Consider the following 25955-nt stretch of genomic DNA (forward strand, 5'->3'; position numbering starts at 1 on the left):
AAGGCAAACAATAGCTAATGACAGCGCAATTTGAACACGTATCCGTACTTATGGACGAAACCATCGATGCCCTTGCAATTAAGCCAGACGGTATATACATGGATGGTACTTTTGGACGTGGCGGTCACTCTGGACAAATTTTAGCACGCCTTGGTAATGAAGGTCGCTTACAAGCGATAGATCAAGATCCACAAGCTATAAAATCAGCTGAAAAATTTGCAGACGACTCTCGTTTTGCGATTGCACACACCCGCTTTTCAAACCTATACGACGTAGCAGAGCAAAACGATCTGTTAGGTAAAGTAGATGGCATTTTGCTTGATATAGGGGTGTCGTCACCTCAGCTTGATGACGCGGAGCGTGGTTTTAGCTTTATGAAAGACGGCCCGCTGGATATGCGTATGGATCCAACCAGTGGAAGAAGCGCAGCGCAGTGGCTTGCAGAAGCAGAGCTTGAAGACATTACCCATGTAATTAAAACCTACGGCGAAGAAAAGTTTGGTAAACGTATTGCGCATAAAGTACTCGAGGTACGTGAACATACACCAATTACGACCACTAAGCAGCTTGCTGATTTGGTTGATGAAGCTGTGCCGGTAAAAGATAAGTTTAAGCACCCAGCGACACGTACCTTCCAAGCAATCAGAATTTATATAAACAGTGAGCTTGAAGAGATTCAAACTGCATTACAGTCTGCAGTTAAAGTGCTTAAACCTGGTGGGCGTTTAGTGGTTATTTCGTTTCATTCTCTTGAAGATAGAATTGTTAAACAATTTATTAGAAAACAGAGTAAGGGAGAAGCATTACCCAGAGGTCTGCCTTTAACCGATGCACAAATAAATAAAAATCTGACGTTAAAAGCAGTGGGTAAAGCTATCAAACCAAGTGCTGCAGAAATAGAACGTAATCCTCGTTCGCGTAGTTCAGTACTTAGGATTGCACAGAGGCTGGGATGAGTAAAAAAGCGAATTATCGCCAACCCAATTTATTTTTAGAAATATTAAAAGGCCTAGGAGCTAACAAGCTAACCTCGGTCTTGTTGGTTGTGATATTCGCATCAAGCTTAGCTGTTGTGCAGGTAACTCACTTAGCCCGTGGACAGCTCATTAAGCAAGATACGCTGCTACAAGAGCGTGATGAACTTGATTTAGAATGGCGCTATTTACTTGTAGAAGAAGAGTTTTACTCACAGCATGCACGTATTGAAGAAGTAGCTACATCGCAATTAAAAATGAAACGACCTACCAGTCAAGATGAGCAGGTAATAATAGTACAATGAGAACAAGTAGAGGCAAAAAACCAGCAGCAAACTTAATCACATGGCGCTTTATGTTAGTGTGTGGTGTGGTGTTTATGGTGTTTGTTACACTGGTGTCTCGCGCTGCTTATTTGCAAGTAATTGAGCCTGATAAAGCGCGCTCAGAAAGCGATAAACGTACTGTACGAGTAGAAAAACTGCATGTACAACGTGGGATGATATTTGACCGACACGGTAAAGAACTGGCCGTCAGTGTACCTGTGGTGAGTGTGTATGCAGATCCAAAAGCGCTGCATAAATCACTTGTTGCTAAAGTAGTTAAACAAGCGCGTAAAGATGGTGAAGATCACCTAGCACTTGCTGAAAATACCGCAGAGCTAGATAAACGTACCAGCTTATATTATAAAAACGATTTACGCTGGCGCGAGCTTGCTGATGTACTGCGCATTGACCCTAAAAAGATCAATTCAAGACTTTTGAACGATCCTAGCCGTCGTTTTGTGTATTTAAAGCGTCAAGTTACACCAGCTGTTGCAAATTATATTGGCGATCTACGCTTGCCAGGCATTCATTTACTTGATGAATCTAAACGTTATTACCCAGCAGGTGAAGTAACAGCCCATATTATTGGCTTTACAAACATTGATGGTAAAGGCATTGAGGGCATTGAAAAGCTCTACGAAAATGCACTGACAGGTGAAGAGGGTCGCCGTACTATTCGTAAAGATGCCCAAGGTCGTGAGGTTGAAGTACTAGATGAACGTGAGCGTGTAGAGCCAGAAAGCATTCAACTAAGTATTGACCAACGTATTCAAGCCATAGCTTATAAAGCAGTAAAATCTGCAGTACTCACCTATAAAGCAACATCGGGATCGGCCATGGTGGTTGATGTTAAAACCGGTGAAGTTCTTGCCATGGTGAACAGCCCTTCATTCAATCCAAATAACTTAAATGACGCAGCGCCACATAAGCGTCGTAACCGTGCAATTACCGATTTGTTTGAACCTGGCTCAACCGTTAAGCCACTAGCCATTTTGGCTGGGCTAGACTACGGCGCAATTAAAGCTGACGACACGATTGATACCTACCCAGGTTGGATGCGTTTAGGTGGAAGCTTAGTAAGAGATACCCGTAACCATGGTGAAATGACTCTTCGCGAAATCCTAAAATACTCATCAAACATGGGCGTAGCTAAAGTAACGCAACAAGTGCCAAAAGATTACCTTGTAGGGCTATACCAAAAAGTAGGCTTTGGCAGCGATACCGGCACTGGCATGGTGGGTGAAAGTAGTGGTTTATTTTATCCAAATCGTCGTTGGTCAGACTTTGAAATTGCAACGCTGTCGTTTGGTTATGCTATTTCGGTAAGTACCGCACAAATGGCGCGTTTTTATACCATGTTGGGGGCAGGTGGTGTAAATCGCCCACTTACTATTTTAAAGCAAGATAATGTACCTGAAGGCGAGCGTATCTTTAAGCAAAAAGACGTAGAAGCCGTAGTACACATGATGGAAAGCGTGTTTGAAAAAGATGGCACTGCGCGTAATGTAAAAGTTGATGGATACCGCGCTGCTGGTAAAACAGGCACTTCTAAAAAGGCTGTTGCTGGTGGTTATGGTGATGAATATGTAGGTTATTTTGCGGGTGTTGCACCTGCAAGTAACCCACGCTTGGCTGTGGTAGTTATGATTAACGAGCCTGGTGGTGATGTGTACTATGGAGGTGCCACTGCTGGCCCTGCATTTGCAGAAATCATCTCTAACGCATTAAGAATATTAAACGTTGCACCAGACAAGGAAGAGGTTGCGTACGTAAAAGGTAAAGATAACGATGCGTGATTTAAAGGCGATTTTAAAATACATCGAAATAGATGCACCTTCGCAGGTAGTTAAACATCTACGACTCGATAGCCGTGATGTTACCCCCGGAGATGTGTTTGTTGCTATAAAAGGTCACCAATTAGATGGTGGACAGTTTATTGAAAAAGCAATAGAGAACGGCGCTACAGCTATTATTGCAGATAGATTATGTGAATTTGACGTAAGCTTTGAACCTCTTTATTTAGTAACAGAGCTTGATAAAAAACTGCCAGAACTAGCAAGTCGTTTCTATGACCAACCTAGTCATGATTTAGATTTAATTGGTGTAACGGGTACTAACGGCAAATCAACCACAACAGCAATGATTGCTCATTTAGCGCAATTTTGCAGTACAGATTCGGCCATTATAGGCACGTTAGGGTATGGCCACCCTGATACACTTACGCCCCTTATTAATACCACGCCTTCGACTGTTGATTTACAGCATATATTAAACGACTTAAACCAACAGCATAAAGAACTGATTGCTATGGAAGTCTCATCGCATGGTTTAGTGCAGCAGCGTGTAGCACAGTGCCAATTTAAAGCGGCGGTGTTTACTAATTTATCGCGTGATCACTTAGATTACCATGGTGATATGGCAAGTTATGGCGATGCAAAACTGATGCTGTTTCGCGATTTTGAACCACAGCATGTAGTCTTCAATCAAGATGATGGGCAAGCAGAGCAGTGGCTAGAAAAATACAATTTTAATAACTTAGTGTGTTTCGGGCGTAAAAATTTAGCCCCTGCTAATGCCAAATTTGTGTATTTTTCTGACGTTGAATATTCTAACAATGGTATTTCGGCGCAATTAATCACAAGTTGGGGTGATGTTAAGATAAAATCACCGCTGTTTGGCGAATTTAATTTATATAATTTAACTGCCGCGCTCGCTACATTACTTAGTTTAGGTTATCCGCTGGAGCAACTTGTTGCAGGTTGTGCGCATTTACAGCCTGTTGCTGGGCGCATGCAAGCATTTAGCGAAGCAGGCAAGCCAACATGTGTTGTTGATTATGCACATACACCTGAGGCGTTAGCACTTGCATTACAAGCGCTGCAAAAGCATGTGCCTGGCGGTGTAAGCTGTGTGTTTGGTTGTGGTGGCGATAGAGATAAAGGCAAGCGTGCTTTAATGGCGCAAGCTGCAGAGCAAAATGCTAACAAGGTTATTATTACTAGCGATAACCCACGTTCAGAAAACCCAGACGCCATTATTGCAGATGTGGCAGCAGGTTTAACGCATCCTGAAAAGGCTCATTTAGAGGCCGACAGAGCAACCGCAATTAGTTACGCAATAAATAATGCCGCAGCCGGCGACGTTATTTTAATTGCTGGCAAAGGACATGAAGATTATCAAATAATTGGCGATACGCGCATAGACTTTTGTGATCGCCGTTATGTACAAGAACAACTAAAAAAAGCAGTAAGAGGGATAACTCAATGATCCCAATGGATTTTGATTGGCTGGCTAATGTGCTAGCAACCGATTATCAAGGTGATAATCAAAAAGTGATTAATATAAATACTGATACCCGCAGCATTTGCGAAGGTGAAGTGTTTTTAGCACTTAAAGGCCCTAATTTTGATGGCCATAAATTTATAGAACAAGCAAAACAAAAAGGCGCTATTGGTGTCATTGTTCAACATAAAGTAGCTGTTGATATTGCACAATTTGTTGTTGGCGATACGCGCATTGCATTAGGTGATATTGGTGCAGCGGTAATGGCGCAAGTTGCTCCTAAAACAATTGCTATTACCGGCAGTGTGGGTAAAACCACAGTAAAAGAAATGTGCGCTGCTATTTTATCTGTGCATGGTGATGTACTTGCCACTAAAGGCAATTTTAATAACGACATTGGTGTACCACTTACTTTATTGCGTTTAGAGCCGCAGCATCGCTTTGCTGTAATAGAGCTTGGAGCAAACCATTTAGGTGAAATTGCTTATACAACAGCAATGGCTAAACCCGATGTAGCTGTTGTATGTAATGTGGCGGCTGCTCATTTAGAAGGTTTTGGCAGCTTAATGGGTGTTGCTAAAGCAAAGGGTGAGATTTTTGATGGCCTAAAAGATGATGGCGTTGCCATTGTTAATTGCGATAGTGAATTTAGTCAATATTGGCTTGATAAACTAATAGGTAAAAATGTTAAGCGCTTATCAAGTACAGAAAAACTCGATATTTGGGCTGAAAATATTAGCCTAGACGAAAACGCTAGAGCAAGCTTTACCCTGTGTACCAACAACAAACAAGTACCTGTAACTTTGGCGCTTCCGGGTAAACATAATATTAGTAACGCGCTAATTGCCGCAGCACTTACCAGCGAATTTGACGTATCTCTTGAAGAAATTGCTAATGCACTTGCCACTATGGGAGATGTTAAAGGCCGCGTAAATCTAATTAAAGTCAGTGACGTATTAACGGTAATTGATGATACCTATAACGCAAACGTTAAGTCGGTAAAAGCCGCTATTGATTTGCTTGGTGATATTAAAGGTCACCGTATTTTAGCGCTTGGTGATATGGGAGAGCTTGGTGAAGATGCTCGTATGTATCATCAAGAGGTTGGCGAGTATGCATTAGAGCAAGGGATTGATGAGCTATTTACCCTCGGTGTGCTTAGCAAGTCAGCCAGTGATGTATTTGAAAAGCCTAATCGTCATTTTTCAAATCGTGATGAGATGCTCAAACAAATTCAATTAAGTCTTAGTAAAGTAGATAGTAAAACCACAATAGTAGTGAAAGGATCTCGCAGTTCTCGTATGGAATTATTAGTAACCGATTTAGTAAATGGCCAGCAACATGCCATCAATGGAGTATCATCATGTTAGTTTGGCTGGCAGAGTATTTAACTCAGTATTTTAGTGGTTTTCATGTTTTTTCGTATTTAACGCTGCGTGCCATTTTAGGTATTTTGACTGCGTTAATGATGTCGTTATATTTTGGGCCAAAGCTGATTCGTGCATTACAACGCATGCAAATAGGACAAGTTGTTCGCCACGATGGCCCTGAGTCGCATTTGTCTAAAAGAGGCACGCCTACTATGGGTGGCATATTAATTTTAGGCGCTATTTTTACAAGTACCTTGCTGTGGGCTGATTTATCAAACAAATATGTGTGGGCTACTTTATTTGTTATTGGCTCATTAGGTGTGGTGGGCTTTATAGATGATTACCGTAAGGTTATTCGTAAAGATCCAAAAGGTCTAATTGCAAAGTGGAAGTATTTTTGGCAGTCGGTAATTGCGTTAGTGGTTGCCACAGCACTTTACGCAACCAGCACACAAGCGGCTGAAACCTCTCTCGTAGTGCCATTTTTTAAAGACGTATTACCGCAGTTAGGCTTGTTTTACATTGTAATTACCTACTTTGCATTAGTCGGTACCTCAAACGCTGTAAACTTAACTGATGGCCTAGATGGCTTAGCTATTGTACCTACTATTTTAGTTGCGGCAGCACTTGCCATAATTGCCTACTTAACAGGTAATATTAACTTTTCGGCTTACTTACATATTCCGCATTTACCACTTGCTAGTGAGCTTGTAGTGGTGTGTACCGCTATTGTAGGCGCAGGATTAGGCTTCTTATGGTTTAACACTTATCCGGCACAAGTATTTATGGGCGATGTAGGTTCGCTTGCACTCGGTGGTGCGCTGGGCATTATTGCTATTTTAGTTCGCCAAGAGTTACTACTTATTATTATGGGTGGCGTGTTTGTGATGGAAGCTGTGTCGGTAATATTACAAGTGGGTTCTTATAAGCTACGCGGGCAACGAATTTTCAGAATGGCACCCATTCATCATCATTACGAACTAAAGGGTTGGCCTGAGCCACGCGTTATTGTGCGCTTTTGGATTATTTCTATTGTGCTTGTGCTTGCAGGCCTTGCGACATTAAAGATTCGATAAATGCAGTATTTAAACGAGATAAAAAACAAACAAATAACAGTGCTCGGACTCGGTGTAACCGGTCTGGGCATTGTGCGTTTTTTATTATCTCATGGCTTTTCGCCAATGGTTGTTGATAGCCGCAAAAATCCCCCCGGGATTGATTGGCTAAAAGAGCATGCGCCACAGCTAAGTACTCACTTTGGTGACTTGGACTGTGCAGCACTTTGTAAAAGCGATATGATCATTATTAGCCCAGGGCTAAGCTTAAAAATACCCGCTATCGCAAAAGCTAGTGAGTCAGGCGTTGAAGTAATTGGTGACGTTGAGTTATTTGCTCGCATAAATACTAAACCGGTTGTAGCAGTAACAGGCTCTAATGGTAAATCAACCGTTGTAACCCTTGCCTATGAAGTACTAAAAGCGGCAGGTTATAAAGTCGCGCTTGGTGGTAATATTGGTACTGCGGTATTGGATTTACTAAGCGATGATTTTGACGTTTATGTGCTGGAGCTTTCAAGTTTTCAGCTTGATACCAGCTCGAGCTTAAAACCTATTAGCGCGACGGTATTAAATGTATCTGAAGATCACCTAGATCGTTACGACAGCTACCAAGCTTATATCGACTCAAAATTAAGCATTTATAACAATGCTGAGCTTATAGTAATAAACGAAGATGATATTCAAACTAAGCCTATTAGCCGCTCTTTAGCGCCGCAAATGAGTTTTGGCACTGACCAAGGTGATTATCACTTAGCTGAGCATAATAGTGAGCTGCACTTTATAGCGAAGGGCGAGGCATTTCTACCTGTTAGTACACTTGCGGTAGTAGGTAAGCACAATTACTTAAATACCCTGTCCGTTATGGCGTTATTGAGCCCGTTTAATATTACCAAAGATCAGTACGCAACAGCACTTAGCCAATTTCATGGTTTAGCGCACCGCTGTCAATTTGTAAGCGATAAAAATGGCGTTAAGTACTTTAACGATTCTAAAGCTACTAATGTGGGCGCAACTATAGCGGCAATAGATAGTTTAGCCACAGAGTACGAAAACTTGATTGTAATAGCGGGTGGCGATGCTAAAGGGGCTGATTTAAATGCGCTAAAACCATATATAAAAAATCATGTAAAAGCGCTCGTTTGCTTTGGTAAAGATGCAAATGCATTAGCGGCACTTACTAGTAAATCGCATTTAGTAAATAATATGCAAGAAGCTGTGGCACTTACACAAGTACTTAGCAAGCGTGGCGATATTGTTTTGCTTGCTCCTGCGTGTGCCAGCATTGATATGTATAACAATTATATGCAACGTGGTGATGACTTTGTGCAGTGTGTAATGGAAGGGCAACTATGATTGCTTTTGCTGATTTAAAAGAAGCACTAACACCTAAACCATCAGCCCAGCTTTATGATGTGCCTTTGCTTTATTGCATGTTAATGCTTATTGGGGTGGGTTTTGTAATGGTGACCAGCGCCTCAATGCCTACTGCAGATAGGCTGTTTGGTGATATTTACCATTTTACAATTCGACACGGTATTTTTTTAGCGTTGTCGTTTTGTTTATTTTGGATAACCACGTTAGTGCCTATGAGTTGGTGGAAAAAAGCCAACCCTTATTTATTGCTAATAGGCTTAGTGCTGCTACTCGTAGTGCTAATTGTTGGCCGTGAGGTAAATGGTTCAACGCGTTGGATTCCTGTAGGACCTTTTAATATACAAGCATCTGAGCTAGCTAAGTTATTCTTTTTTAGTTATATAGCCGGTTATTTGGTACGTAAACGAGAAGAAGTACAAGAAAACATTAAAGGTTTTGCAAAGCCAATAGCAGTATTTGCTGTATACGCATTACTTATTTTATTACAGCCCGATTTAGGCACCGTGGTTGTTATGTTTGTTACAACGGTAGGCCTTTTATTTTTAGCTGGCGCAAAGCTTTGGCAGTTTTTTGCATTAATTTTAACAGGCGTTGCGCTGGTTGTTGGCTTAATTGTTTTAGAGCCATATCGAATGGCACGGGTTGTTGGCTTTTTAGAGCCTTGGGATGATCCATTTGGTAAAGGCTATCAGTTAGTGCAGTCACTGATGGCATACAGTCAAGGTGATTGGTTTGGTCAAGGACTTGGAAATAGCGTACAAAAATTACAGTACTTACCAGAGGCTCATACCGATTTTATTTTTGCTGTTATCGCTGAAGAACTTGGTTTTGTAGGCGTACTAAGCATTTTAATGGTGTTAGGTACTTTGGTGTTTAGGGCTTTATTAATTGGCCAAACAGCACTTAAAAACGGTAAAGAATATGAGGGCTATTTAGCCTTAGCAATTGGCATTTGGTTTGCGTTTCAAACCATGGTTAATGTTGGTGCCAGTGCGGGAATATTACCGACTAAAGGATTAACGCTTCCGTTTATTTCGTATGGTGGCTCGAGTTTATTAATGATGACTATTGCCACTGGTATTTTATTGCGTGTTGATTTTGAAACTAAAATGGCTACCAAGCAAGCCACCTCACGTGGAGGTAAGCGATGAGTAAAAAATTAGTAGTAGTAGCTGGCGGAACTGGCGGGCATATATTTCCGGGTATCGCTGTAGCTGATTATTTAAAAAACCAAGGCTGGGAAGTCAGCTGGATAGGCACACCCGATAGAATGGAAGCCGAGGTTGTGCCAAAGCACAATATTGAGATTGATTTTATTAATGTAAAGGGCGTACGCGGTAATGGCTTAAAGCGTCTTATTAAAGCCCCATTCATGGTACTTAATGCAGTATTGCAGGCGCGTAAGGTATTGAAATCTCAACAACCTGATGTAGTACTTGCTATGGGCGGCTATGTAACCGGGCCAACTGGTATTGCGGCTAAAAGTTTGGGTATTCCACTGGTTATTCATGAGCAAAATGCGGTTGCTGGAATGAGTAATCGATGGTTGGCAAAATTTGCTAATAAAGTACTCGCTGCTTTTCCGAGTGCTTTTGATAAAGGCCAAGCTGAGCTTGTAGGTAATCCTGTTCGCCAAAGTGTGGCTGATGTGCCTAAGCGTGAAGTTTCAAACCCTATAAATGTACTCGTTGTAGGTGGATCGTTAGGTGCTCAAGTACTTAATCAGACCTTACCTGAAGCATTCAAAGTTATGGCAAACACATGTGATTTAAATGTGTGGCACCAAACGGGTAAAGGGCACTTAGAGAGCGTTCAAGGCGCTTATAAACTACATCAATTTACTGAGCAGCAAGTAAAAGTAGCACAATTTATTGATGATATGGATGCAGCGTATAGTTGGGCCGACATTGTTATTTGTCGAGCGGGTGCACTAACGGTAAGCGAAATTGCCGCAGCAGGTAAAATGGCCGTATTTGTACCATTTCCACATGCCGTTGACGATCATCAAACTGCTAACGCACAGTATTTAGTAATGGCTAATGGCGCTTTATTGATGCCACAAGGGCAATTTAATAAACAGTCTATTGTTGCGCTGTTGAGTCCTTATTTAGCGCAACCAAAATTAATTGATGAAATGGCTAATAATGCTAAAAAGCAAGCCATTTTAGATGCCACAGCAAGCGTAGCTGCGCACTGTGAGCAAGTAACAAATAAGAGAAAATAAGTGAAAGAAACGTCATTACAAGAAAAATATTCACGACCAGCAATGCGTCGAATAGACACCATACATTTTATAGGTATTGGCGGTGCTGGTATGGGCGGTATTGCAGAAGTACTTGCTTTTGAAGGTTACCGTATTACAGGGTCTGATATTGCGCACAGTGCAATGACAGAGCGCCTGATAAAAGCCGGCGCAGAAGTCTTTATTGGTCATCATGAAAATAACGTAAAAGATGCTAACGTAGTGGTTGTTTCAAGCGCAATAGATGAAACAAACCCGGAAATTATAGCTGCAAAAGCGGCGCGTATACCAGTAGTTCGCCGTGCAGAAATGCTTGCCGAGTTAATGCGTTTTCGCCACGGTATTGCTATTGCGGGTACTCATGGCAAAACAACTACAACGAGTTTAATTGCCAGTATTTATGCCCAAGCTGGGCTTGATCCTACTTTTATTATTGGTGGTTTATTAAATAGCGCAGGCAGTAATGCAAAGGTTGGCAAAAGCGACTTTTTAATTGCAGAAGCAGATGAAAGCGATGCGTCGTTTTTACATTTACAGCCAATGGTCTCGGTGATCACTAATATTGAAGAGGATCACATGGATACCTACGGTGGTAGTCTTGAGAAAATGAAAGACACCTACGTAGATTTTATCCATAACCTACCGTTTTATGGCTTAGCTGTGGTGTGTATTGACTCAGAAGTAGCTAGCGAGCTAATTCCGCGTTTTGCTCGTCCTGTCATTACTTATGGCGAAGCGCGCGATGCCGATTATCGCATGAGCGACTTTAGTCAATCTGCCAATACGTGTACGTTTACCGTAACAAGTAAAAATGGCGATGGCTTAACTGCCACGCTTAATATGCCTGGTAAGCACAATGCATTAAATGCAACTGCTGCAATTGCTGTAGCTAAAGATCAAAACATTGCTAATTATGCGATTTTAGAAGCACTACAAAAGTTTGAAGGAATTGGTCGTCGTTTTCAGCATTACGGTGAATTTGAGAACGAGCGCGGTAATGTAATGCTTGTTGATGATTATGGTCATCACCCGTCAGAAGTAGCGGCTACCATAGCGGCTGTTCGTGAAGGGTGGCCAGATAAGCGCTTGGTAATGGTTTATCAACCACATAGATTTAGCCGTACTCGTGACTTATACGAAGACTTTGTAAAAGTATTAGCCGATGTTGATCAATTACTTTTACTTGATGTGTATAGCGCCGGAGAAGACCCCATCGTAGGAGCTGATAGTAAAAGTCTGTGTCGTAGTTTGCGTCAACGCGGCAAAGAGCCTCTGCACGTAGCTACCAATGCTGAACTTGCAGGTGTGCTAGCAGCAAACTTACAAAACAATGATTTAGTATTAACCCAAGGTGCTGGTAACATAGGCCAACTAGTTAAAACATTAGCTGCCACGGGTATGTCGATAGAAAAACTTAAACAGGGTGAAGTATGACTCAGGTAAATACACAATTTGGTAAAGTAGCGGTACTGCTAGGTGGAAACTCAGCAGAACGTGAAGTGTCTTTACGCTCGGGTCAGGCTGTTTTAAACGCACTACAAAATAGTGGCGTAGATGCAATTGCATTCGACCCTCAAAATCGCTCGCTGTGGGATTTAAAAGAATTAAATGTAGATCGTGTTTTTATTGCTCTTCACGGCCGTGGTGGTGAAGATGGCACTGTGCAAGGTGCGCTTGAGTTTATGAATCTACCTTACACAGGTAGTAATGTGCTTGGCTCTGCGCTGGCTATGGATAAAGTTCGTTGTAAGCATCTATTTAAATCTGCTGGTTTAAGTACAGCACCTTATGCAGTCGTTGATGCTAAAAAAGGTTTTGATGCTAAAGCCATTATGGATGAGTTTAAAAAAGTAATGGTTAAGCCATCACATGAAGGCTCAAGCATTGGTATGGCGCAAGCAAGCACAGCACAAGAGCTAGATGAAGCTTTGGCTCACGCATTTAAGTTCGATAATCAAGTGCTAGTGGAGCAGTGGATAACAGGGCGAGAATTTACCGTTACAGTGCTTGGCGGCGAAGTGCAGCCTGTTATTGAAATGACTACACCTAACGGTTTTTATGATTATCAAGCTAAGTATCAATCAAATACAACGCAGTATCATTGCCCAGCCGATTTATCGGCGCAAGATACTAAGTACTTACAAGCTATATCGCTAGATGCATTTGATTTGGTGGGCGCAAGTGGTTGGGGCCGTGTTGATGCGATGCAAGACGAGCAAGGTAATTTTTACTTATTAGAAGTAAATACAGTACCGGGTATGACCGAAAAATCGCTCGTGCCAATGGCGGCAAAAGCGAATGGGGCAACTTTTGAGCAATTAGTTGTTCGCATTTTAGAGCAAACGCTTTAATATGCATCCCCTTTTAGAAAAAGCCCGACAAATCAGGCTGAACCTAAATTGGTCGCTGGTTTTTGGGGTGAGTTTTTTTCTGATAGTAGTCATCGGCCTTGTGCAAATTACTACGGGTGTATCAGATTGGCTTGTAGAGAACAAAGATGCGCAGATAAAGCACTTAATTGTACAAGGCCAACCAAAGTACACTGAAGAAACAGCAATTATAAAAGCAATAAAGCAGGCTGACTTAAGTAGCTTTTTTGAATTAGATGTAAAGCATGTGCAGCAGCTAGTTCAAGACTTGCCTTGGGTTGCCACTGTTTCAGTACGAAAGCAATGGCCCGATACAGTTCAAGTATATGTTGTTGAGCATAAGGCTGTAGCTCATTGGAATAGTGATTTGTTACTTAACCAAAGTGGCCAAGCGTTTCAAGCAAGTAGTGATAAGTTACACGACCTGCCGCAATTATATGGCCCTGAAGGCAGTGAAGAAGAAGCATGGGTTGCGTTTAAGCAATTTGATGAAATGCTAAAGGTAAATAACCTGACGCTTTCAAGCCTTGCACTGTCTGAGCGGTTTTCGTGGCAGTTATGGTTAGATAACGGAATACGCTTAGATTTAGGGCGTAAAGATAAAGCTAAACGCGTACAACGTTTTATAGATGTTTACCCGCGAATGGAACAACGTGCAAATGCACAAGTAGATACAATCGATTTACGGTATGATACCGGCCTTGCAGTAAGCTTTAAGCCGCTGCAGGAAGAACAATTACAAAATAAGAGTAAGGCATGACTAAGTCAGCAGAAAGAAACCTCGTGATTGGATTAGACGTTGGTACCTCGAAAGTGGTTGCCACGGTAGGTGAAATCACCGCAGATAACAAGCTCAGCATTGTTGGTGTGGGCAGCCAAGTATCTCATGGTATGGATAAAGGCGGCGTTAACGATTTAAACTTAGTGTCTGAGTCGATTCGCCGAGCTATTGATGAAGCCGAGTTAATGGCTGATTGTCGAATTAGCTCAGTGTACTTAGGAATTTCTGGCAAACATATTCAGTGTCAAAACGAAAGCGGTGTAGTTGCAATCAACAACACCGAAGTGACAGATGAAGACATTGAAAACGTCATTCATATTGCGCGTTCAGTGCCTATTTCTGCAGAGCGAAAAATGCTACATGCATTACCGCAAGAGTACAGCATCGACATGCAAGAAGGGATTAAAAACCCACTAGGTATGAGCGGCGTGCGTATGGAAGCGCGAGCACACATAATTACGTGTTCGAACGACATGGCTAAAAACATTGAAAAATGTGTTCAGCGCTGCGGATTAGAAGTAGACCAACTTATATTTACGGCATTGGCGTCATGTTACTCAGTTTTAACTGATGACGAAAAAGAGCTAGGTGTAGCCGTACTTGATATTGGTGGTGGTACAATGGATATCACCATTTATATTAATGGTGCTCAGCGTCATTCAGCTGTTATTCCTGTTGCGGGTAACCAAGTGACGGGTGATATTGCAAAAATATTTCGTACACCTATATCACATGCAGAGTCACTCAAAGTACAATACGCATGTGCAAATAGCCAAATGGCCAGTAGTGAAGACACTATTGAAGTACCAAGCGTAGGCGGGCGACCTGCAAGATTAATGTCGCGTCATACGTTATCTGAGGTTGTTGAGCCTCGTTTTAGAGAATTATTTGAGTTAGCGATGGAAGAAATTCGTCGTTCAGGCTTAGAAGACCAAATTGCGGCAGGCCTCGTTATCACGGGCGGGACTGCTAAAATGACTGGCGCTATGGAAGTGGCAGAAGACATTTTTCAAATGCCAGTAAGAATAGGCAAACCAATCGGGATGGTTGGTTTGACAGACTATGTAGATGATCCTTCGTACGCAACCGCTGTTGGTTTGTTACAATACGGGCGCACTATGCAATCGATGAATGCACAAAAGTCGAAAGCAGAGGATAACAATAATTGGTGGAACCGCATTACTAAATGGTTCCAAGGCGAGTTTTAATACTCAAGTCGGAGAGTAAACATGTTTGATATGATGGAACAGCACGGTGAAGAAGCCGTAATAAAGGTAATTGGCGTGGGCGGTGGCGGCGGTAACGCTGTTGAGCACATGGTAAAACAACAAATTGAAGGCGTACGTTTTATTGCTGCTAATACGGATGCACAAGCATTACGTAATTCAGCAGCAGACATTACAGTACAACTTGGCACGCAAATAACTTCTGGGTTAGGTGCGGGCGCAAACCCAGAAGTAGGCCGTCAATCAGCTGAAGAAGACGAAGAAACTATCCGTGCAAGCCTTGAAGGCGCCGACATGGTATTTATTGCTGCGGGTATGGGCGGTGGTACAGGTACTGGTGCAGCACCAGTGGTTGCTAAAATTGCTAAAGAATTAGGTATTTTAACCGTTGCAGTAGTAACGCGTCCTTTTGATTTTGAAGGTAAAAAACGTGCATCTGCGGCTGAACAAGGCATTAATGAATTGTCAGAAATTGTAGACTCTCTTATTACAATTCCGAACAATAAATTGCTTAAAGTTTTAGGAAAAGGGACTACACTTCTAGATGCCTTCGCTAAAGCTAATGACGTATTATTTGGCGCAGTACAAGGTATTGCCGAGCTGATTACACGTTCTGGTTTGATTAACGTGGATTTCGCCGATGTACGTACAGTAATGTCAGCGATGGGTACTGCTATGATGGGTACTGCTTCTGCGTCTGGCCCTGATCGTGCACAAGAAGCTGCTGAAGCAGCAATTTCAAGCCCATTACTAGAAGACGTTGATTTAACTGGTGCTAAAGGCATATTAGTTAACATTACCGCAGGTATGGACATTGCAATTGAAGAATTTGAAATTGTTGGTAACCACGTTAAGGCGCTAGCGTCTGAAAATGCAACGGTTGTTGTTGGTGCGGTTATTGATCCAGAAATGAGCGACGAGTTACGTGTAACGGTTGTTGCAACTGGTTTAGGCGGCGATCGTCGTCCACAATTTGGTATTGTCGATAACGGTATTAAAAAGGCGTCAGGTTCTGATGTTACTAGTTCATCAAACCAAACAAGTAGTATGTACGTACCAAGCTTTGCAAGCCAAGGTAGTAGCTCTGAAGAAAGCACTGCTAGCACACAAGTAGAAACTAAAGAACAAACAGAATCTACCAGCTCAAGCAGTTCAACTAGCTCTTCGGCGCAAAACAGTAAAAAAGCAGATAAATCAGAAGGCGGTGATTATTTTGATATTCCTGCTTTTTTACGTAAGCAGGCTGATTAACATTAATTAATACTTTTGTTTGAAATATGTACGAATATTGAAAGGCAAAAGGATTTATGTTAAACTCCGCCGTCTAACTGTAACTGATTTTAAAGTGAGCGAACCTATGATTAAACAGCGTACGATTGCACAAGTAGTCAAAGCCATAGGAATTGGACTTCATAAAGGTGAGAAGGTCACAATAACTCTCCGACCTGCGAGCGCAAATACTGGGATTGTATTTCGTCGTGTGGACCTTGATCCGGTTGTTGAATTTGAAACAACACCTGAAGCCGTTGGTGATACGCAGTTATGTACCTGTTTAATAAACAAAGATGGCGTTCGCTTATCTACTACCGAGCACTTAATTGCAGCGGTTGCTGCAATGGGTATTGATAATCTAATTGTAGAATTAGATAGCTCAGAAGTACCTATTATGGATGGTAGTGCATTACCATTTATATACTTGTTACAAAAAGGCGGCATAGAAGAGCAAAATGTCGCAAAACGCTTTATTCGTATTAAAGAAAAAGTACGTATTGAAGAAGGCGATAAATGGGCCGAAGTAGAACCATATGATGGTTTTCATATCGACTTTGAAATTGCTTTTGATCATCCGGCAATTAACGAAAGTCGCCAACGTGTTGGTTTAGACATTACGGCACAAAGCTTTACTGAAGAAATTAGCCGCGCACGTACTTTTGGTTTTATGAAAGATATAGAATACATGCATGCTAACAACCTAGCGCTAGGTGGTAGCATGGATAGTGCAGTAGTACTTGATGAGTTTAAAGTTTTAAACCCTAATGGTTTACGCTACAGCGATGAGTTCGTTAAGCATAAAATACTAGACTGTGTTGGTGACATGTTTATGACAGGGCACAACCTTTTAGGTAAAGTGACGGCATTTAAATCGGGTCACGATTTAAATAATAAGTTACTTCGTAAAGTTATGGCGACAGAGTCAGCATGGGAGTGGGCAACATTTGAAACGCCTGTTACGATGCCTGCACCCGGCCTTGAGTTAGCGACTGCCTAACTTAGTATTTTAAAAAATACACGCTCACATACAGTTATAAAAAATGACGCTAAATAGCGTCATTTTTTTTGCTTTTAATTTAGCTAAATTTTAAGAATGGACTGCAATTGATCTAAGGTGGTTATTGTATAAGTCGGAGTTATACCTTCCGGCAGCTGCTCCCCTGGATGTTGTAGCCAACACGTATCAATACCAGCGTTATTACCGCCAAGTACGTCACTTGAGGCAGTATCACCCACCATTAATATTTGGCTCTTATCGGGGTTACCCATTAACTCAAAAGTATGCTCAAAAATAGCTTTATTAGGTTTTGCTATTCCCACGAGCTCTGATATGACCAACCACTCAAACATATCTTTTAAACCAGTGTGCTCTAAACGCACAGTCTGCAAGCGGGCAAATCCGTTAGTTATGATACCTAATTTAGCGTGTGGCTTGAGTTTATTTAAAAGCTCAATAGCGCCGGGTAAAGGCTCGCAAATTTGCGCCATAGAATCTAAAAAAGCATCATTTAATTCTTTGGCTGATACATCTAGTTTTTCAGCCCATTCGTTGAAGCGGGTTACCTGCAAGTAATCAGCGCTAATTTTTCCATCTTGATAATCTAGCCACAACTGCTTATTGGTTTTTTGATAATGTACATAATCATCTTTAGTAAACTGTATACCGTATGCTTTAAACATACGGGTCATACCCGCGAGAATATCAAATCTAAACAATGTTTCATCGGCATCAAACAGTACATAACTGTATTTCATTAAACTTCCTAAATTAATTCATTTGCTATATAAAGCAGGGTGTAAAAATGGTGCCATAGCTAAAGTAAGTGCTTGAGTGTAAGTACTTTCACGGGTTGCATGGTTATTAGTAAGAAGCCCAATAGCGCCACCTTTTTGCTTGATATTTTGAGTATTAAAGGCTTTATCCATTACGTCGCCAAGCTCCTCACCGTTTAACAGTGCGTTATATAAAACTTGAGGTAAGGGTAAGCTGCTACTGCGTCCTACAGATTGCTCTGAACCGTTATTAATTACTACATAGGCAAAGGTTGCCGCACCGTAACTAAATTGCTCTGCGCCGCCTTCCATTGCACAGAAGTAGTCTGCTTTATAGGTGTTTTTGCAAAAGGTTACTCTGTTTTGTGCACCAATGCGCGTTTGCTCTTCGCCAATAGGTTGATCTGGTACATTGGAGGGGGCATCAACACCTTGGCAATCAATCTCATGCTCAGGAAAATACATTGCAAAAATACGTTTAGCAGCGTTAATTTTTACAGGGTTTTTAGAACCTACAACAATTTTTAATGAGTACGACACAATATCCCTTATTGTTACTATAAATCAGCAGTGTACGTGAGAAGACTCGACCTTAGAAGATTAGTTATATTGGTATATCCAAAGGTGCTAAGTTCTCTAAGGCACGTTTTTTAATAATAATATCTTTAATAAGTGGGGTAAGCACCAGCTCCATCGCTAAACCCATTTTCCCACCAGGGACCACAAGCGTGTTTATACGAGACATGAAGCTGCCTTCGATCATTTGTAAATAATACGGAAAATCAACATCATCAATTCCCCTAAAACGAATAACGACAAAGCTTTCATCAAGTGATGGAATATCTTTTGCGCTAAAAGGATTAGAAGTGTCAACGGTTGGTACACGTTGAAAGTTAATATGAGTACGCGAAAACTGCGGCGTAATATGATTAATGTAGTCATCCATACTGCGTACAATTGAATCCATTACTTTTTCACGAGAGTGGCCACGATCTTGGGTATCGCGGATCAGCTTTTGGATCCATTCAAGGTTAATTATAGGCACCATGCCTATAAGTAAATCAACGTGTTTAGCTACATCATGATCTTGATCAACGACACCGCCATGCAGGCCTTCGTAAAACATTAAATCGGTACTTGATTCAAGATCCTGCCACGGTGTAAACGTACCCGGTAATTGGTTATAAGGCACTGCTTCGTCAAAAGTATGTAAGTAACGACGTAGCTTACCTTGCCCTGTTTCGCTGTATTGGCTAAAGAGCGTTTCTAGTGCACCAAAGTCATTTGCTTCTCGGCCAAAATAACTAATATGCTTACTTTCTTGTTGGGCTTCGCGTATTTTTTTATCCATTTCAGGGCGAGTGTAACGGTGAAAGCTATCTCCTTCGACAAAAGCTGCGTCTATATTTAAGCTACGAAAAATATGTTTAATAGCATTAGTGGTGGTAGTAGTACCGGCACCAGAAGAACCTGTAATAGCAATGATAGGATGTTTAGCTGACATGTTTATTTCTCTTTTTAAGGACCACGTTAGTTATAAAAAGTCTACTGGCTCTGCTCAAGTGACGCCACCAGCAAATAACGTTATCATGAGGTGCTTAAAATTAAAACGAGAGAAAGCATGAAACTTATTAACCCATTACTCGGACTCTTCTCAATAGCAGCGCTTAGCCTAAGTGTGGCGCATGCTAGCATGCCAAAGAGCCAAATATTACTCGCTGATTTAAATACGCCTTTTGGGGTACAAGTTAAGCTGATAAGTGATAAAAAGAGCTATAACAACCAACCTTATCTAACAAATACTGGTATTTACTTTACTCATGAAGTTATCTCTAATCAGCAAAGCCAAACAGATATTGCGTATTATGATTTCGCTACAAAACAAGTTAGTAATCTTACAAACTCACCTGTAAGTGAATACTCTCCCACAGTTATGCCAAACAAAAAGAGTTTATCAGCCATTGTGGTTGAGGAGGATTCTAAGCAAAAACTATGGGAGTACCCGTTAGATACACAGCAAAGCCCACGTCGTATTTTTGATTGGATAGAACCTGTAGGCTACCACGCTTGGGGTATTCAAAATGATTTAGTCATGTTTATATTAGGTGAGCCTCATACATTGCAATACACCTCAGTAGAGGCTGCCAAAGGGCATATTGCGGCAAGTAATATTGGCCGGACCTTAATTTATAATCATTCAATGGCTAAATTTTTATTTAGTTACACTAAAAACGATCAACATATTTTAGCGAGCTTTAATGCACAAACTAAGCAAGTTGAAGACTTATTAAGGTTACCGGCAAACGTACAAGACTTTATTTTAAAAGATGATACAACGATTGCTTATGCAATTAAAAACCGCGTGTATCAACGTCAGCTTACAGGTAATAATGAGGTTTCACAGTGGCTAGATTTAACTACCTACTGCAATACTACAATCACTCGTATGAGCTATAACAATGATAAGCTCGCTTTTGTGTGTGATGTAAAATAAATTCGGACTTTGCAGTGCGTATACGTTACTGTATTGCGCAACTTACTATTATAGGATTTACAACGTGGCTTACAGCGCAGAAGAGCTTACAGAGCAGCTCATTAAATTACAGTGCAGAAGTAATTTTAAAATTAAGAACATTGCAGAGTACATGTTAGTAAACTCTAAAGAAGCGTTTTACACTCACAGCGAAAGTGGTAAAGGTAAAATTGTAATTCGCCCAGCATTCGAAGTGTTTAGCGATGACTTTAGTGATATAGATGGGGTTGTACGCGCCCCCGGTTATTTTCACAGTAGTGAAATGACCCGTTTCCCTACGCGTATATTTAAAAGTGCTCAGCCAATTCATTACGGCGTGGCGTTTAAAATAAACTCAGAGCAAGCTGCAAAAGACTTTGTAGCTAAATTAACTATGATCATTGGTGGTTAATAAAAGGCTTAGTTAAGCAAAAACTTGGTTAAGATATTTATTAAAAAGCCGCTGAGTTTAATATTCAGCGGCTTTTGTATTTTTATAGTTTAATGAATCTAAGAGTTACTTACTTTTTAAGAAGCTATTAACCGATTCAAGCTCGCGTGTTTTAAGAGCGATACAATCGCTTGTGCTTTCTTCTAGTTTACTCAATGTACGTGCATAACCGGCTACATCAGCTACTTTTTTGTTAAAAAAGGCCTGAGTTTTAGCTAAGCTCTGTGCGTCACAACTTGCTGTTGTAAAGTACGGTAAGTTAGGAATAAAGAAAGGTGGCAAGCTTGCAGTTACTTTATCGTAATTGTTGTATACCCAATCTATAAATAGCGCTTGGCGCTCATCAGTATAACGTTGGCCTGATAAAATAGTACGCATATCAGAAGCCGTTACCTCGTCAGTTAGGCTATAAGCCAATACCGCTTTTTGAAGTTTTGGCTCGCCAAAAAAGCTCATTGCAGCAAGCATGTTCGTACGTACTTGTGGATCTTTTGTCGTTTTAAACGTCGTCATGAATTGATCAAGTAATGCTTCATCACCATGAAAAGCGGCAAGTGTTAAGTAGGTGCCCGCTAAATAAGGGTCTACTTTTTGCGGATCTTTTAAGTAAGCTTGTGTTTGTTCTTTCGCTTTACTGATGACTTTTTGATCTTCACCATCAAAACCTAGACGTGATACAACGGCCGCACGAAGTTGTGCAATAGCACCGTCTTCACCCGCTTTAGCTTCTAAACCATATTTTTTAGCAGCAGGTGTTACTGCACCGCGAATAAATTCAGGCCATAGGTCTTTATTGCTATCATCTTTAAAGGTGCGCTGCTGCGATACTAAGTAACCCAGTGCGGTATTTGCTACGCGAGGGTGGTTATCGCTTACAAATACTTCAAGCGTTTGCATTAATTTTGCTGCAGATATAACACCTGCATCAAGTAATGCATCAGTAGCTGAAAGCAGTGCTAGGCGCTCACGATCGCTTAGTACGCTAGGGGCTTTTTTAATAAGTGCGCTAAATTGTGCATCATCCATTACCCAGCGGTAGTAGCCTAAAGCACCTTGGTCAGGGTAAATCCACTCAGGTTCAAAATCTAGATCAAGCGTTTGGCTTTGTTTATTTAGTAAAATATTAGCTGTTTTTACTTTATCGCCGGCGCCATATTTTATAGCTACAGGTACATTCCAAAGTTGTGCAGGGGCATCAACTCCGGCGTTTGCAAAACGGCTTTGCGAAATAGTAAGCTTTTTACCTTGCTGCTTAACATTTACTAGTGGGAAAGACGATTGCTCAATAAACGATTTTAAAACACTTGCTACATCTTTATTTGACGCTTTACCTAACGCTTCCCATAAATCTGCAGCTTCGGCATTTTTAAAAGAAAACGCTTTTAAATAGCTTTGAATACCTTTTTGGAATGCATCTTCGCCAATCCAGTTTTCAACCATTGCAAGCACTGAGCTACCTTTAGAGTATGCTAAGCCTAAGCCATCCATAATATCGGCATCGGTTTTAATAGGCTTACGAATAGGTTTAGTACTTAGGCGAGCATCAAGTGCCATTACGTTGTTTTGCGGTAAATCAAGGTGTGATTCAAACTCAGGGTTAAGCTGCTTAGTAATTTTAGCCGCCATCCAGCTTGCAAACGCTTCATTTAACCATAAGTCGTTCCACCACTTCATGGTTACCAAGTTACCGTACCATTGGTGAGCAAGTTCGTGAGCAATAATAGACACGTTGCGCTGCTTTTTACTGCGAGTTGCAGCGGCTAAATCAACTAGTAAAATATCTTCACGGTAAGTTACCAGACCAGAATTTTCCATTGCGCCAAACGGGAATTCTGGAACTGCAACTGAGTCTAGTTTTTTATAAACATAAGGAATACCAAAGTAGGCTTCAAGTGCGCTCAGTACTTTTGGCATATTTTCTTTAGCGTATTGGGCTAAGTGAATTTTGCCTTGTGGCGTAATAACACGACCAGGAATAGGCATGCCTTCAATGTTTAACTCTTCAAACGGGCCAACAGCCATCGCTACAAGGTATGAAGGAATTGGCGGCGTTTTATCAAAATAGTGAGTGGTCATATCGCCGTTAACGGTTGTTTTTAGCTCTGGGGTATTGGCATATACTTTTTGAGATGTAGGCGCGGTAATTGTCAGTTGAAATGGAATTTTGTAATTTGGCTCATCAAAAACAGGAAACGCACGACGCGCATCATTCATTTCAAATTGGGTAAATAAATAAGGTGTGCCTTGGTCTAACGTTTTATATAAACCGACACTTTGGCGGTTATAAGGCGCAGAAAAATCAACTTTAAGCGTGTATTTACCCGGTTGGATTTGCTCATTACAGCTAAATTTAACTTTACCGGTTTTAAGCATTTCATTACTTAAATCACAGTTTTCTTCGCCAAGTAGTTGCGCCATTTTAACAGCGTAAGCTACGCCGTTTAGCTCAATGTATTTTGTTGGTTTTAGTACTTCTAGGGCTATTTCAGTCATCCCTGTGAATGTATCTTGGCTTGGGTCGAGAGTTAACGATACCTGCTGAGAGCTTGGTTTTGCGAGTTTTTCGATAACGAATTCGTTAGCGTTTGCAGCATTCATTGCTAAAGCAACGCTCACCGTTAAGAAGCTTTTAAAAAACATAATAATCCCTAGATTGTTGTTGTTAGAAACTACCCTAAATAGGCTTTTTTATGCGTTAATTATTTAGAGTGTGGATATCCTAACAGCTTTTTAGAATGGAGTAATTGATTATAGCTTGGATAAAATAGTCAAAAAGAGGCTAAAGAGTAACAAAGTTTGTCAATGACTTTCACGCAGGGTAAAACGTGTCCAATGCACGTGAGAGTTAATGATACGAATTTGCTGAATCACATTATTTAATAATGAAATGTCGTCAAACTTATCGTGCTGATATTCGTTAAAGCCCATTAAGTAGTTAAAGGCATCTTTTGAGCCTGCTTGCAGCGCATAAATACGAATTTGTTGCTCAAAGTTAAGACGCAGACTGCTAATGGCTGTTTTCATTCCTAATTGGTCTACATTAGGAATGGCGCATTTTTGCAAATACCCAGCGCGCTCCCCTTCACCGGAAAACCATATACGTACTTTTTCGCTATAGCGGCCTGTTTTGGCTGGTAAGTCGAACATTAAGCGGGTCTGGTCGCGGGCTTTAATAAAATTAAGGTAGTCATTAAAGCCTGCATCAATTAAAGCCTGATGCACAGGTACTAAGCGCGGTTTTATTTTTCCGTGGGTATGAAAGCTAAAACATAAATTGCCATGCTCATAAACAAGGTCATCAAGTGTTAAGCAACCTATTTCGTCGCTATACGCGCCGCTATAATAAGCGATTAAAGGCAGCCAAAAGTGCCAATGTTTGGCTTGCTCACGTGCAACTTTAACATCACCATATATATATCCACTATAAAGTGTATGCAGTTCCATAGCTGAAAAAGGGCGACGACCAAGATGGGTTTTCAACGTAATACCTTGAAAGTAATGACGTGTTCTATTTTATACTCAAACTATACAAAGATGCGAGTATCGATTCTAGAATTTAGGTTATTTAATTGCTTAAACAAAAACACCCTGCATAAAAATAGGCAGGGTGTTTTTATTCGCTATCAGTTTATAGCGTAAATTATTCGCTTAAAGCGCGTGCTAAACCTACAGGTTCTATTTCTACACATACTTGGTCATCATTCCAATTTAGACCAACTAAAGCACTATCTTCGTTTAAATCCTCAACCCAATCATCTAAAAATTCATCAAGATTGATTTCTGCTGGGCTATATTCAGCCCATTCGTCTTTACATTGAGCTTTAGCTGCTTCTTCGCTTTCCCACAAAAGTAATACGTCAGTTTCTGCAAACTGATTTGACTCACATACAACAAAGCCGCCATCATCGCTGCTTAGTGCCCATACTTGCTCGCTTACACGTACTTTTTCTACAAAGCTAACTAGTTGTGATTCTATTTCGATATCGCTCATGTGTTTACCTTTTTAAATTAGAGACTAGGACTGGTATTTATTGCTGCTTGGCGCTTGCTATATTGCTCATGAAAAGCAACAAGCTCACTGTGCTGACTAAAGTCAGTCAGTTCGCGAAAGCAAATCCAATCAAGCAGGCAGTATAAACTGATGTTGAGGTATTCACAGCTTTTAAATTCATCATCAGCTAAATGTGTATTTAAATAGCTTAATGTTTCAGCAATGCGTTCGTTTTGCAGATTAAAAAATAGTTTATCGCTTTGAGTATCAAAACCAGAGCGTTTGCATAGCACCATTTCAACAAGTGAATCATTGCAGGCATTAACGATTGTGAGTAATTGCTCTTGTGGCCATGTCAGATCAGGCTTAGCTGTTTTTTTAAGAAGGTAGCGTAAAATTGTATTTGAATCGCCTAACGTGAGATCGCCATCAACCAAAATAGGTACTTTGCGTGCAGGGTTATTATTAGCAAGGGTAGGGCGGCCTTCTTCAGAAAATATATTTAAAGTAACAAATTCTAAATCACAGTTGTTTTCAAGAGCCCACATTCTTATGCGCCGAGCATAAGGTGAGGCATCAGTACCAATAAGCTTCATAAATACTCCTAAAAAAAGCCGCATAAGCGGCTTTTTGTTTATTGTAGTAACACAACGTTATTCTGAACGGCTTGTAACTTCAAGTAAATGATAGCCAAACTGTGTTTGCACAGGGCCTTGCACTTGGTTAATAGGTGCAGAGAATACAACTTTATCAAATTCAGGTACCATCATGCCTGGGCCAAACTCACCAAGAGCGCCACCATCTTGACCCGAAGGACAGTTAGAATGTGCTTTTGCTAATTCAGCAAAATCTTCGCCCTGTTCAATTTGTGTTTTTAGGTCTAAGCATTGTGCTTCGCTATCTACAAGTATGTGTCGTGCGCTTGCTACTGTCATCAAAATCTCCTGGATTTAA

At 41.0% G+C, this 25955-nt stretch carries 25 protein-coding genes; 17 read left to right on the top strand and 8 right to left on the bottom strand.

Annotated elements, in window-relative coordinates; all coding sequences use genetic code 11:
* The first annotated feature begins 17 nt into the window (after positions 1–17).
* From rsmH to lpxC, 15 genes are all read left to right on the top strand, one after another.
* A complete protein-coding gene (rsmH, locus tag J8L73_RS00075; protein WP_210998983.1) occupies positions 18–956 on the top strand; it encodes a 16S rRNA (cytosine(1402)-N(4))-methyltransferase RsmH in 939 nt (312 codons plus the stop codon).
* Positions 953–1279, top strand: coding sequence for a cell division protein FtsL (ftsL, locus tag J8L73_RS00080; RefSeq protein WP_211014046.1), 327 nt, complete (start codon positions 953–955; stop codon positions 1277–1279). Before rsmH ends, ftsL begins: the two co-directional genes overlap by 4 nt.
* On the top strand, positions 1276–3096 hold the full coding sequence (locus J8L73_RS00085; RefSeq protein WP_211014048.1) for a penicillin-binding transpeptidase domain-containing protein: 1821 nt from the start codon (positions 1276–1278) through the stop codon (positions 3094–3096). Before ftsL ends, J8L73_RS00085 begins: the two co-directional genes overlap by 4 nt.
* Positions 3089–4567 (top strand): UDP-N-acetylmuramoyl-L-alanyl-D-glutamate--2,6-diaminopimelate ligase, encoded by a 1479-nt coding sequence (murE, locus tag J8L73_RS00090; protein WP_211014050.1) that lies wholly within the window; start codon positions 3089–3091, stop codon positions 4565–4567. Before J8L73_RS00085 ends, murE begins: the two co-directional genes overlap by 8 nt.
* Entirely contained in the window at positions 4564–5952 is a 1389-nt protein-coding gene (murF, locus tag J8L73_RS00095) for a UDP-N-acetylmuramoyl-tripeptide--D-alanyl-D-alanine ligase (RefSeq protein WP_211014052.1), read from the top strand. Before murE ends, murF begins: the two co-directional genes overlap by 4 nt.
* Positions 5946–7028: a phospho-N-acetylmuramoyl-pentapeptide-transferase gene (gene mraY, locus J8L73_RS00100; RefSeq protein ID WP_210998987.1), complete on the top strand. Its 1083-nt coding sequence runs from the start codon at positions 5946–5948 to the stop codon at positions 7026–7028. The genes murF and mraY overlap by 7 nt, the downstream gene beginning before the upstream one ends.
* Positions 7029–8363, top strand: a complete 1335-nt coding sequence (gene murD, locus J8L73_RS00105; protein WP_211014054.1) for a UDP-N-acetylmuramoyl-L-alanine--D-glutamate ligase — start codon at positions 7029–7031, stop codon at positions 8361–8363.
* Positions 8360–9535 carry a cell division protein FtsW gene (ftsW, locus tag J8L73_RS00110; protein ID WP_058547020.1) on the top strand — a complete coding sequence of 392 codons (1176 nt, stop codon included), beginning with the start codon at positions 8360–8362 and terminating at the stop codon, positions 9533–9535. Before murD ends, ftsW begins: the two co-directional genes overlap by 4 nt.
* Positions 9532–10608 carry an undecaprenyldiphospho-muramoylpentapeptide beta-N-acetylglucosaminyltransferase gene (murG, locus tag J8L73_RS00115; protein WP_211014056.1) on the top strand — a complete coding sequence of 359 codons (1077 nt, stop codon included), beginning with the start codon at positions 9532–9534 and terminating at the stop codon, positions 10606–10608. The genes ftsW and murG overlap by 4 nt, the downstream gene beginning before the upstream one ends.
* Positions 10609–12060 carry a UDP-N-acetylmuramate--L-alanine ligase gene (gene murC / locus J8L73_RS00120; protein ID WP_211014058.1) on the top strand — a complete coding sequence of 484 codons (1452 nt, stop codon included), beginning with the start codon at positions 10609–10611 and terminating at the stop codon, positions 12058–12060.
* Complete coding sequence (locus J8L73_RS00125; RefSeq protein WP_211014060.1) at positions 12057–12977, top strand: D-alanine--D-alanine ligase; 921 nt, start codon at positions 12057–12059, stop codon at positions 12975–12977. The genes murC and J8L73_RS00125 overlap by 4 nt, the downstream gene beginning before the upstream one ends.
* A gap of 1 nt (position 12978) precedes the next feature.
* The gene (locus J8L73_RS00130) at positions 12979–13755 is read left to right on the top strand and encodes a cell division protein FtsQ/DivIB (RefSeq protein ID WP_211014062.1); all 777 of its coding nucleotides are present in this window, start codon (positions 12979–12981) and stop codon (positions 13753–13755) included.
* Positions 13752–14984: a cell division protein FtsA gene (gene ftsA / locus J8L73_RS00135; RefSeq protein WP_058547025.1), complete on the top strand. Its 1233-nt coding sequence runs from the start codon at positions 13752–13754 to the stop codon at positions 14982–14984. Before J8L73_RS00130 ends, ftsA begins: the two co-directional genes overlap by 4 nt.
* Positions 14985–15005: 21 nt before the next feature.
* Positions 15006–16253, top strand: coding sequence for a cell division protein FtsZ (ftsZ, locus tag J8L73_RS00140; protein WP_211014064.1), 1248 nt, complete (start codon positions 15006–15008; stop codon positions 16251–16253).
* 106 nt (positions 16254–16359) lie between these two features.
* Positions 16360–17271 (top strand): UDP-3-O-acyl-N-acetylglucosamine deacetylase, encoded by a 912-nt coding sequence (lpxC, locus tag J8L73_RS00145; protein WP_058547027.1) that lies wholly within the window; start codon positions 16360–16362, stop codon positions 17269–17271.
* 83 nt (positions 17272–17354) lie between these two features.
* Here lpxC and yjjG read toward each other — a convergent pair whose 3' ends face one another.
* From yjjG to J8L73_RS00160, 3 genes are all read right to left on the bottom strand, one after another.
* A complete protein-coding gene (yjjG, locus tag J8L73_RS00150; protein ID WP_211014065.1) occupies positions 17355–18029 on the bottom strand; it encodes a pyrimidine 5'-nucleotidase in 675 nt (224 codons plus the stop codon).
* Between the two features lie 18 nt (positions 18030–18047).
* Complete coding sequence (yjjX, locus tag J8L73_RS00155; RefSeq protein WP_211014067.1) at positions 18048–18587, bottom strand: inosine/xanthosine triphosphatase; 540 nt, start codon at positions 18585–18587, stop codon at positions 18048–18050.
* A gap of 64 nt (positions 18588–18651) precedes the next feature.
* Positions 18652–19551: a phosphoribulokinase gene (locus J8L73_RS00160; RefSeq protein ID WP_210998997.1), complete on the bottom strand. Its 900-nt coding sequence runs from the start codon at positions 19549–19551 to the stop codon at positions 18652–18654.
* 117 nt (positions 19552–19668) lie between these two features.
* Here J8L73_RS00160 and J8L73_RS00165 point away from each other — a divergent pair, with 117 nt between their 5' ends.
* Entirely contained in the window at positions 19669–20541 is an 873-nt protein-coding gene (locus J8L73_RS00165; protein ID WP_211014069.1) for a hypothetical protein, read from the top strand.
* Between the two features lie 64 nt (positions 20542–20605).
* On the top strand, positions 20606–20971 hold the full coding sequence (locus J8L73_RS00170; RefSeq protein WP_210998999.1) for a hypothetical protein: 366 nt from the start codon (positions 20606–20608) through the stop codon (positions 20969–20971).
* 105 nt (positions 20972–21076) lie between these two features.
* Here J8L73_RS00170 and J8L73_RS00175 read toward each other — a convergent pair whose 3' ends face one another.
* The 5 genes from J8L73_RS00175 to J8L73_RS00195 form a co-directional block, all read right to left on the bottom strand.
* On the bottom strand, positions 21077–23650 hold the full coding sequence (locus J8L73_RS00175) for a M1 family metallopeptidase (protein WP_211014071.1): 2574 nt from the start codon (positions 23648–23650) through the stop codon (positions 21077–21079).
* Between the two features lie 159 nt (positions 23651–23809).
* Entirely contained in the window at positions 23810–24490 is a 681-nt protein-coding gene (locus tag J8L73_RS00180) for a hypothetical protein (protein ID WP_210999001.1), read from the bottom strand.
* A gap of 160 nt (positions 24491–24650) precedes the next feature.
* Positions 24651–25001, bottom strand: coding sequence for a DUF2750 domain-containing protein (locus tag J8L73_RS00185; RefSeq protein ID WP_058547034.1), 351 nt, complete (start codon positions 24999–25001; stop codon positions 24651–24653).
* A 17-nt stretch (positions 25002–25018) separates the two neighbouring features.
* Positions 25019–25597 (bottom strand): glutathione S-transferase family protein, encoded by a 579-nt coding sequence (locus J8L73_RS00190; protein WP_211014073.1) that lies wholly within the window; start codon positions 25595–25597, stop codon positions 25019–25021.
* A 57-nt stretch (positions 25598–25654) separates the two neighbouring features.
* Complete coding sequence (locus J8L73_RS00195) at positions 25655–25936, bottom strand: peptidylprolyl isomerase (protein WP_058547036.1); 282 nt, start codon at positions 25934–25936, stop codon at positions 25655–25657.
* Positions 25937–25955: the final 19 nt, after the last annotated feature.

Source organism: Pseudoalteromonas sp. MMG006, assembly GCF_018101025.1.
Lineage (GTDB): Bacteria > Pseudomonadota > Gammaproteobacteria > Enterobacterales > Alteromonadaceae > Pseudoalteromonas.

Coding starts and splice junctions, on each gene's coding strand:
- rsmH (WP_210998983.1), top strand. CDS start 18: ATGACAGCGCAATTTGAACACGTATCCGTACTTATGGACGAAACCATC.
- ftsL (WP_211014046.1), top strand. CDS start 953: ATGAGTAAAAAAGCGAATTATCGCCAACCCAATTTATTTTTAGAAATA.
- J8L73_RS00085 (WP_211014048.1), top strand. CDS start 1,276: ATGAGAACAAGTAGAGGCAAAAAACCAGCAGCAAACTTAATCACATGG.
- murE (WP_211014050.1), top strand. CDS start 3,089: ATGCGTGATTTAAAGGCGATTTTAAAATACATCGAAATAGATGCACCT.
- murF (WP_211014052.1), top strand. CDS start 4,564: ATGATCCCAATGGATTTTGATTGGCTGGCTAATGTGCTAGCAACCGAT.
- mraY (WP_210998987.1), top strand. CDS start 5,946: ATGTTAGTTTGGCTGGCAGAGTATTTAACTCAGTATTTTAGTGGTTTT.
- murD (WP_211014054.1), top strand. CDS start 7,029: ATGCAGTATTTAAACGAGATAAAAAACAAACAAATAACAGTGCTCGGA.
- ftsW (WP_058547020.1), top strand. CDS start 8,360: ATGATTGCTTTTGCTGATTTAAAAGAAGCACTAACACCTAAACCATCA.
- murG (WP_211014056.1), top strand. CDS start 9,532: ATGAGTAAAAAATTAGTAGTAGTAGCTGGCGGAACTGGCGGGCATATA.
- J8L73_RS00125 (WP_211014060.1), top strand. CDS start 12,057: ATGACTCAGGTAAATACACAATTTGGTAAAGTAGCGGTACTGCTAGGT.
- J8L73_RS00130 (WP_211014062.1), top strand. CDS start 12,979: ATGCATCCCCTTTTAGAAAAAGCCCGACAAATCAGGCTGAACCTAAAT.
- ftsA (WP_058547025.1), top strand. CDS start 13,752: ATGACTAAGTCAGCAGAAAGAAACCTCGTGATTGGATTAGACGTTGGT.
- ftsZ (WP_211014064.1), top strand. CDS start 15,006: ATGTTTGATATGATGGAACAGCACGGTGAAGAAGCCGTAATAAAGGTA.
- lpxC (WP_058547027.1), top strand. CDS start 16,360: ATGATTAAACAGCGTACGATTGCACAAGTAGTCAAAGCCATAGGAATT.
- yjjG (WP_211014065.1), bottom strand. CDS start 18,029: ATGAAATACAGTTATGTACTGTTTGATGCCGATGAAACATTGTTTAGA.
- J8L73_RS00160 (WP_210998997.1), bottom strand. CDS start 19,551: ATGTCAGCTAAACATCCTATCATTGCTATTACAGGTTCTTCTGGTGCC.
- J8L73_RS00165 (WP_211014069.1), top strand. CDS start 19,669: ATGAAACTTATTAACCCATTACTCGGACTCTTCTCAATAGCAGCGCTT.
- J8L73_RS00175 (WP_211014071.1), bottom strand. CDS start 23,650: ATGTTTTTTAAAAGCTTCTTAACGGTGAGCGTTGCTTTAGCAATGAAT.
- J8L73_RS00185 (WP_058547034.1), bottom strand. CDS start 25,001: ATGAGCGATATCGAAATAGAATCACAACTAGTTAGCTTTGTAGAAAAA.
- J8L73_RS00190 (WP_211014073.1), bottom strand. CDS start 25,597: ATGAAGCTTATTGGTACTGATGCCTCACCTTATGCTCGGCGCATAAGA.
- J8L73_RS00195 (WP_058547036.1), bottom strand. CDS start 25,936: ATGACAGTAGCAAGCGCACGACACATACTTGTAGATAGCGAAGCACAA.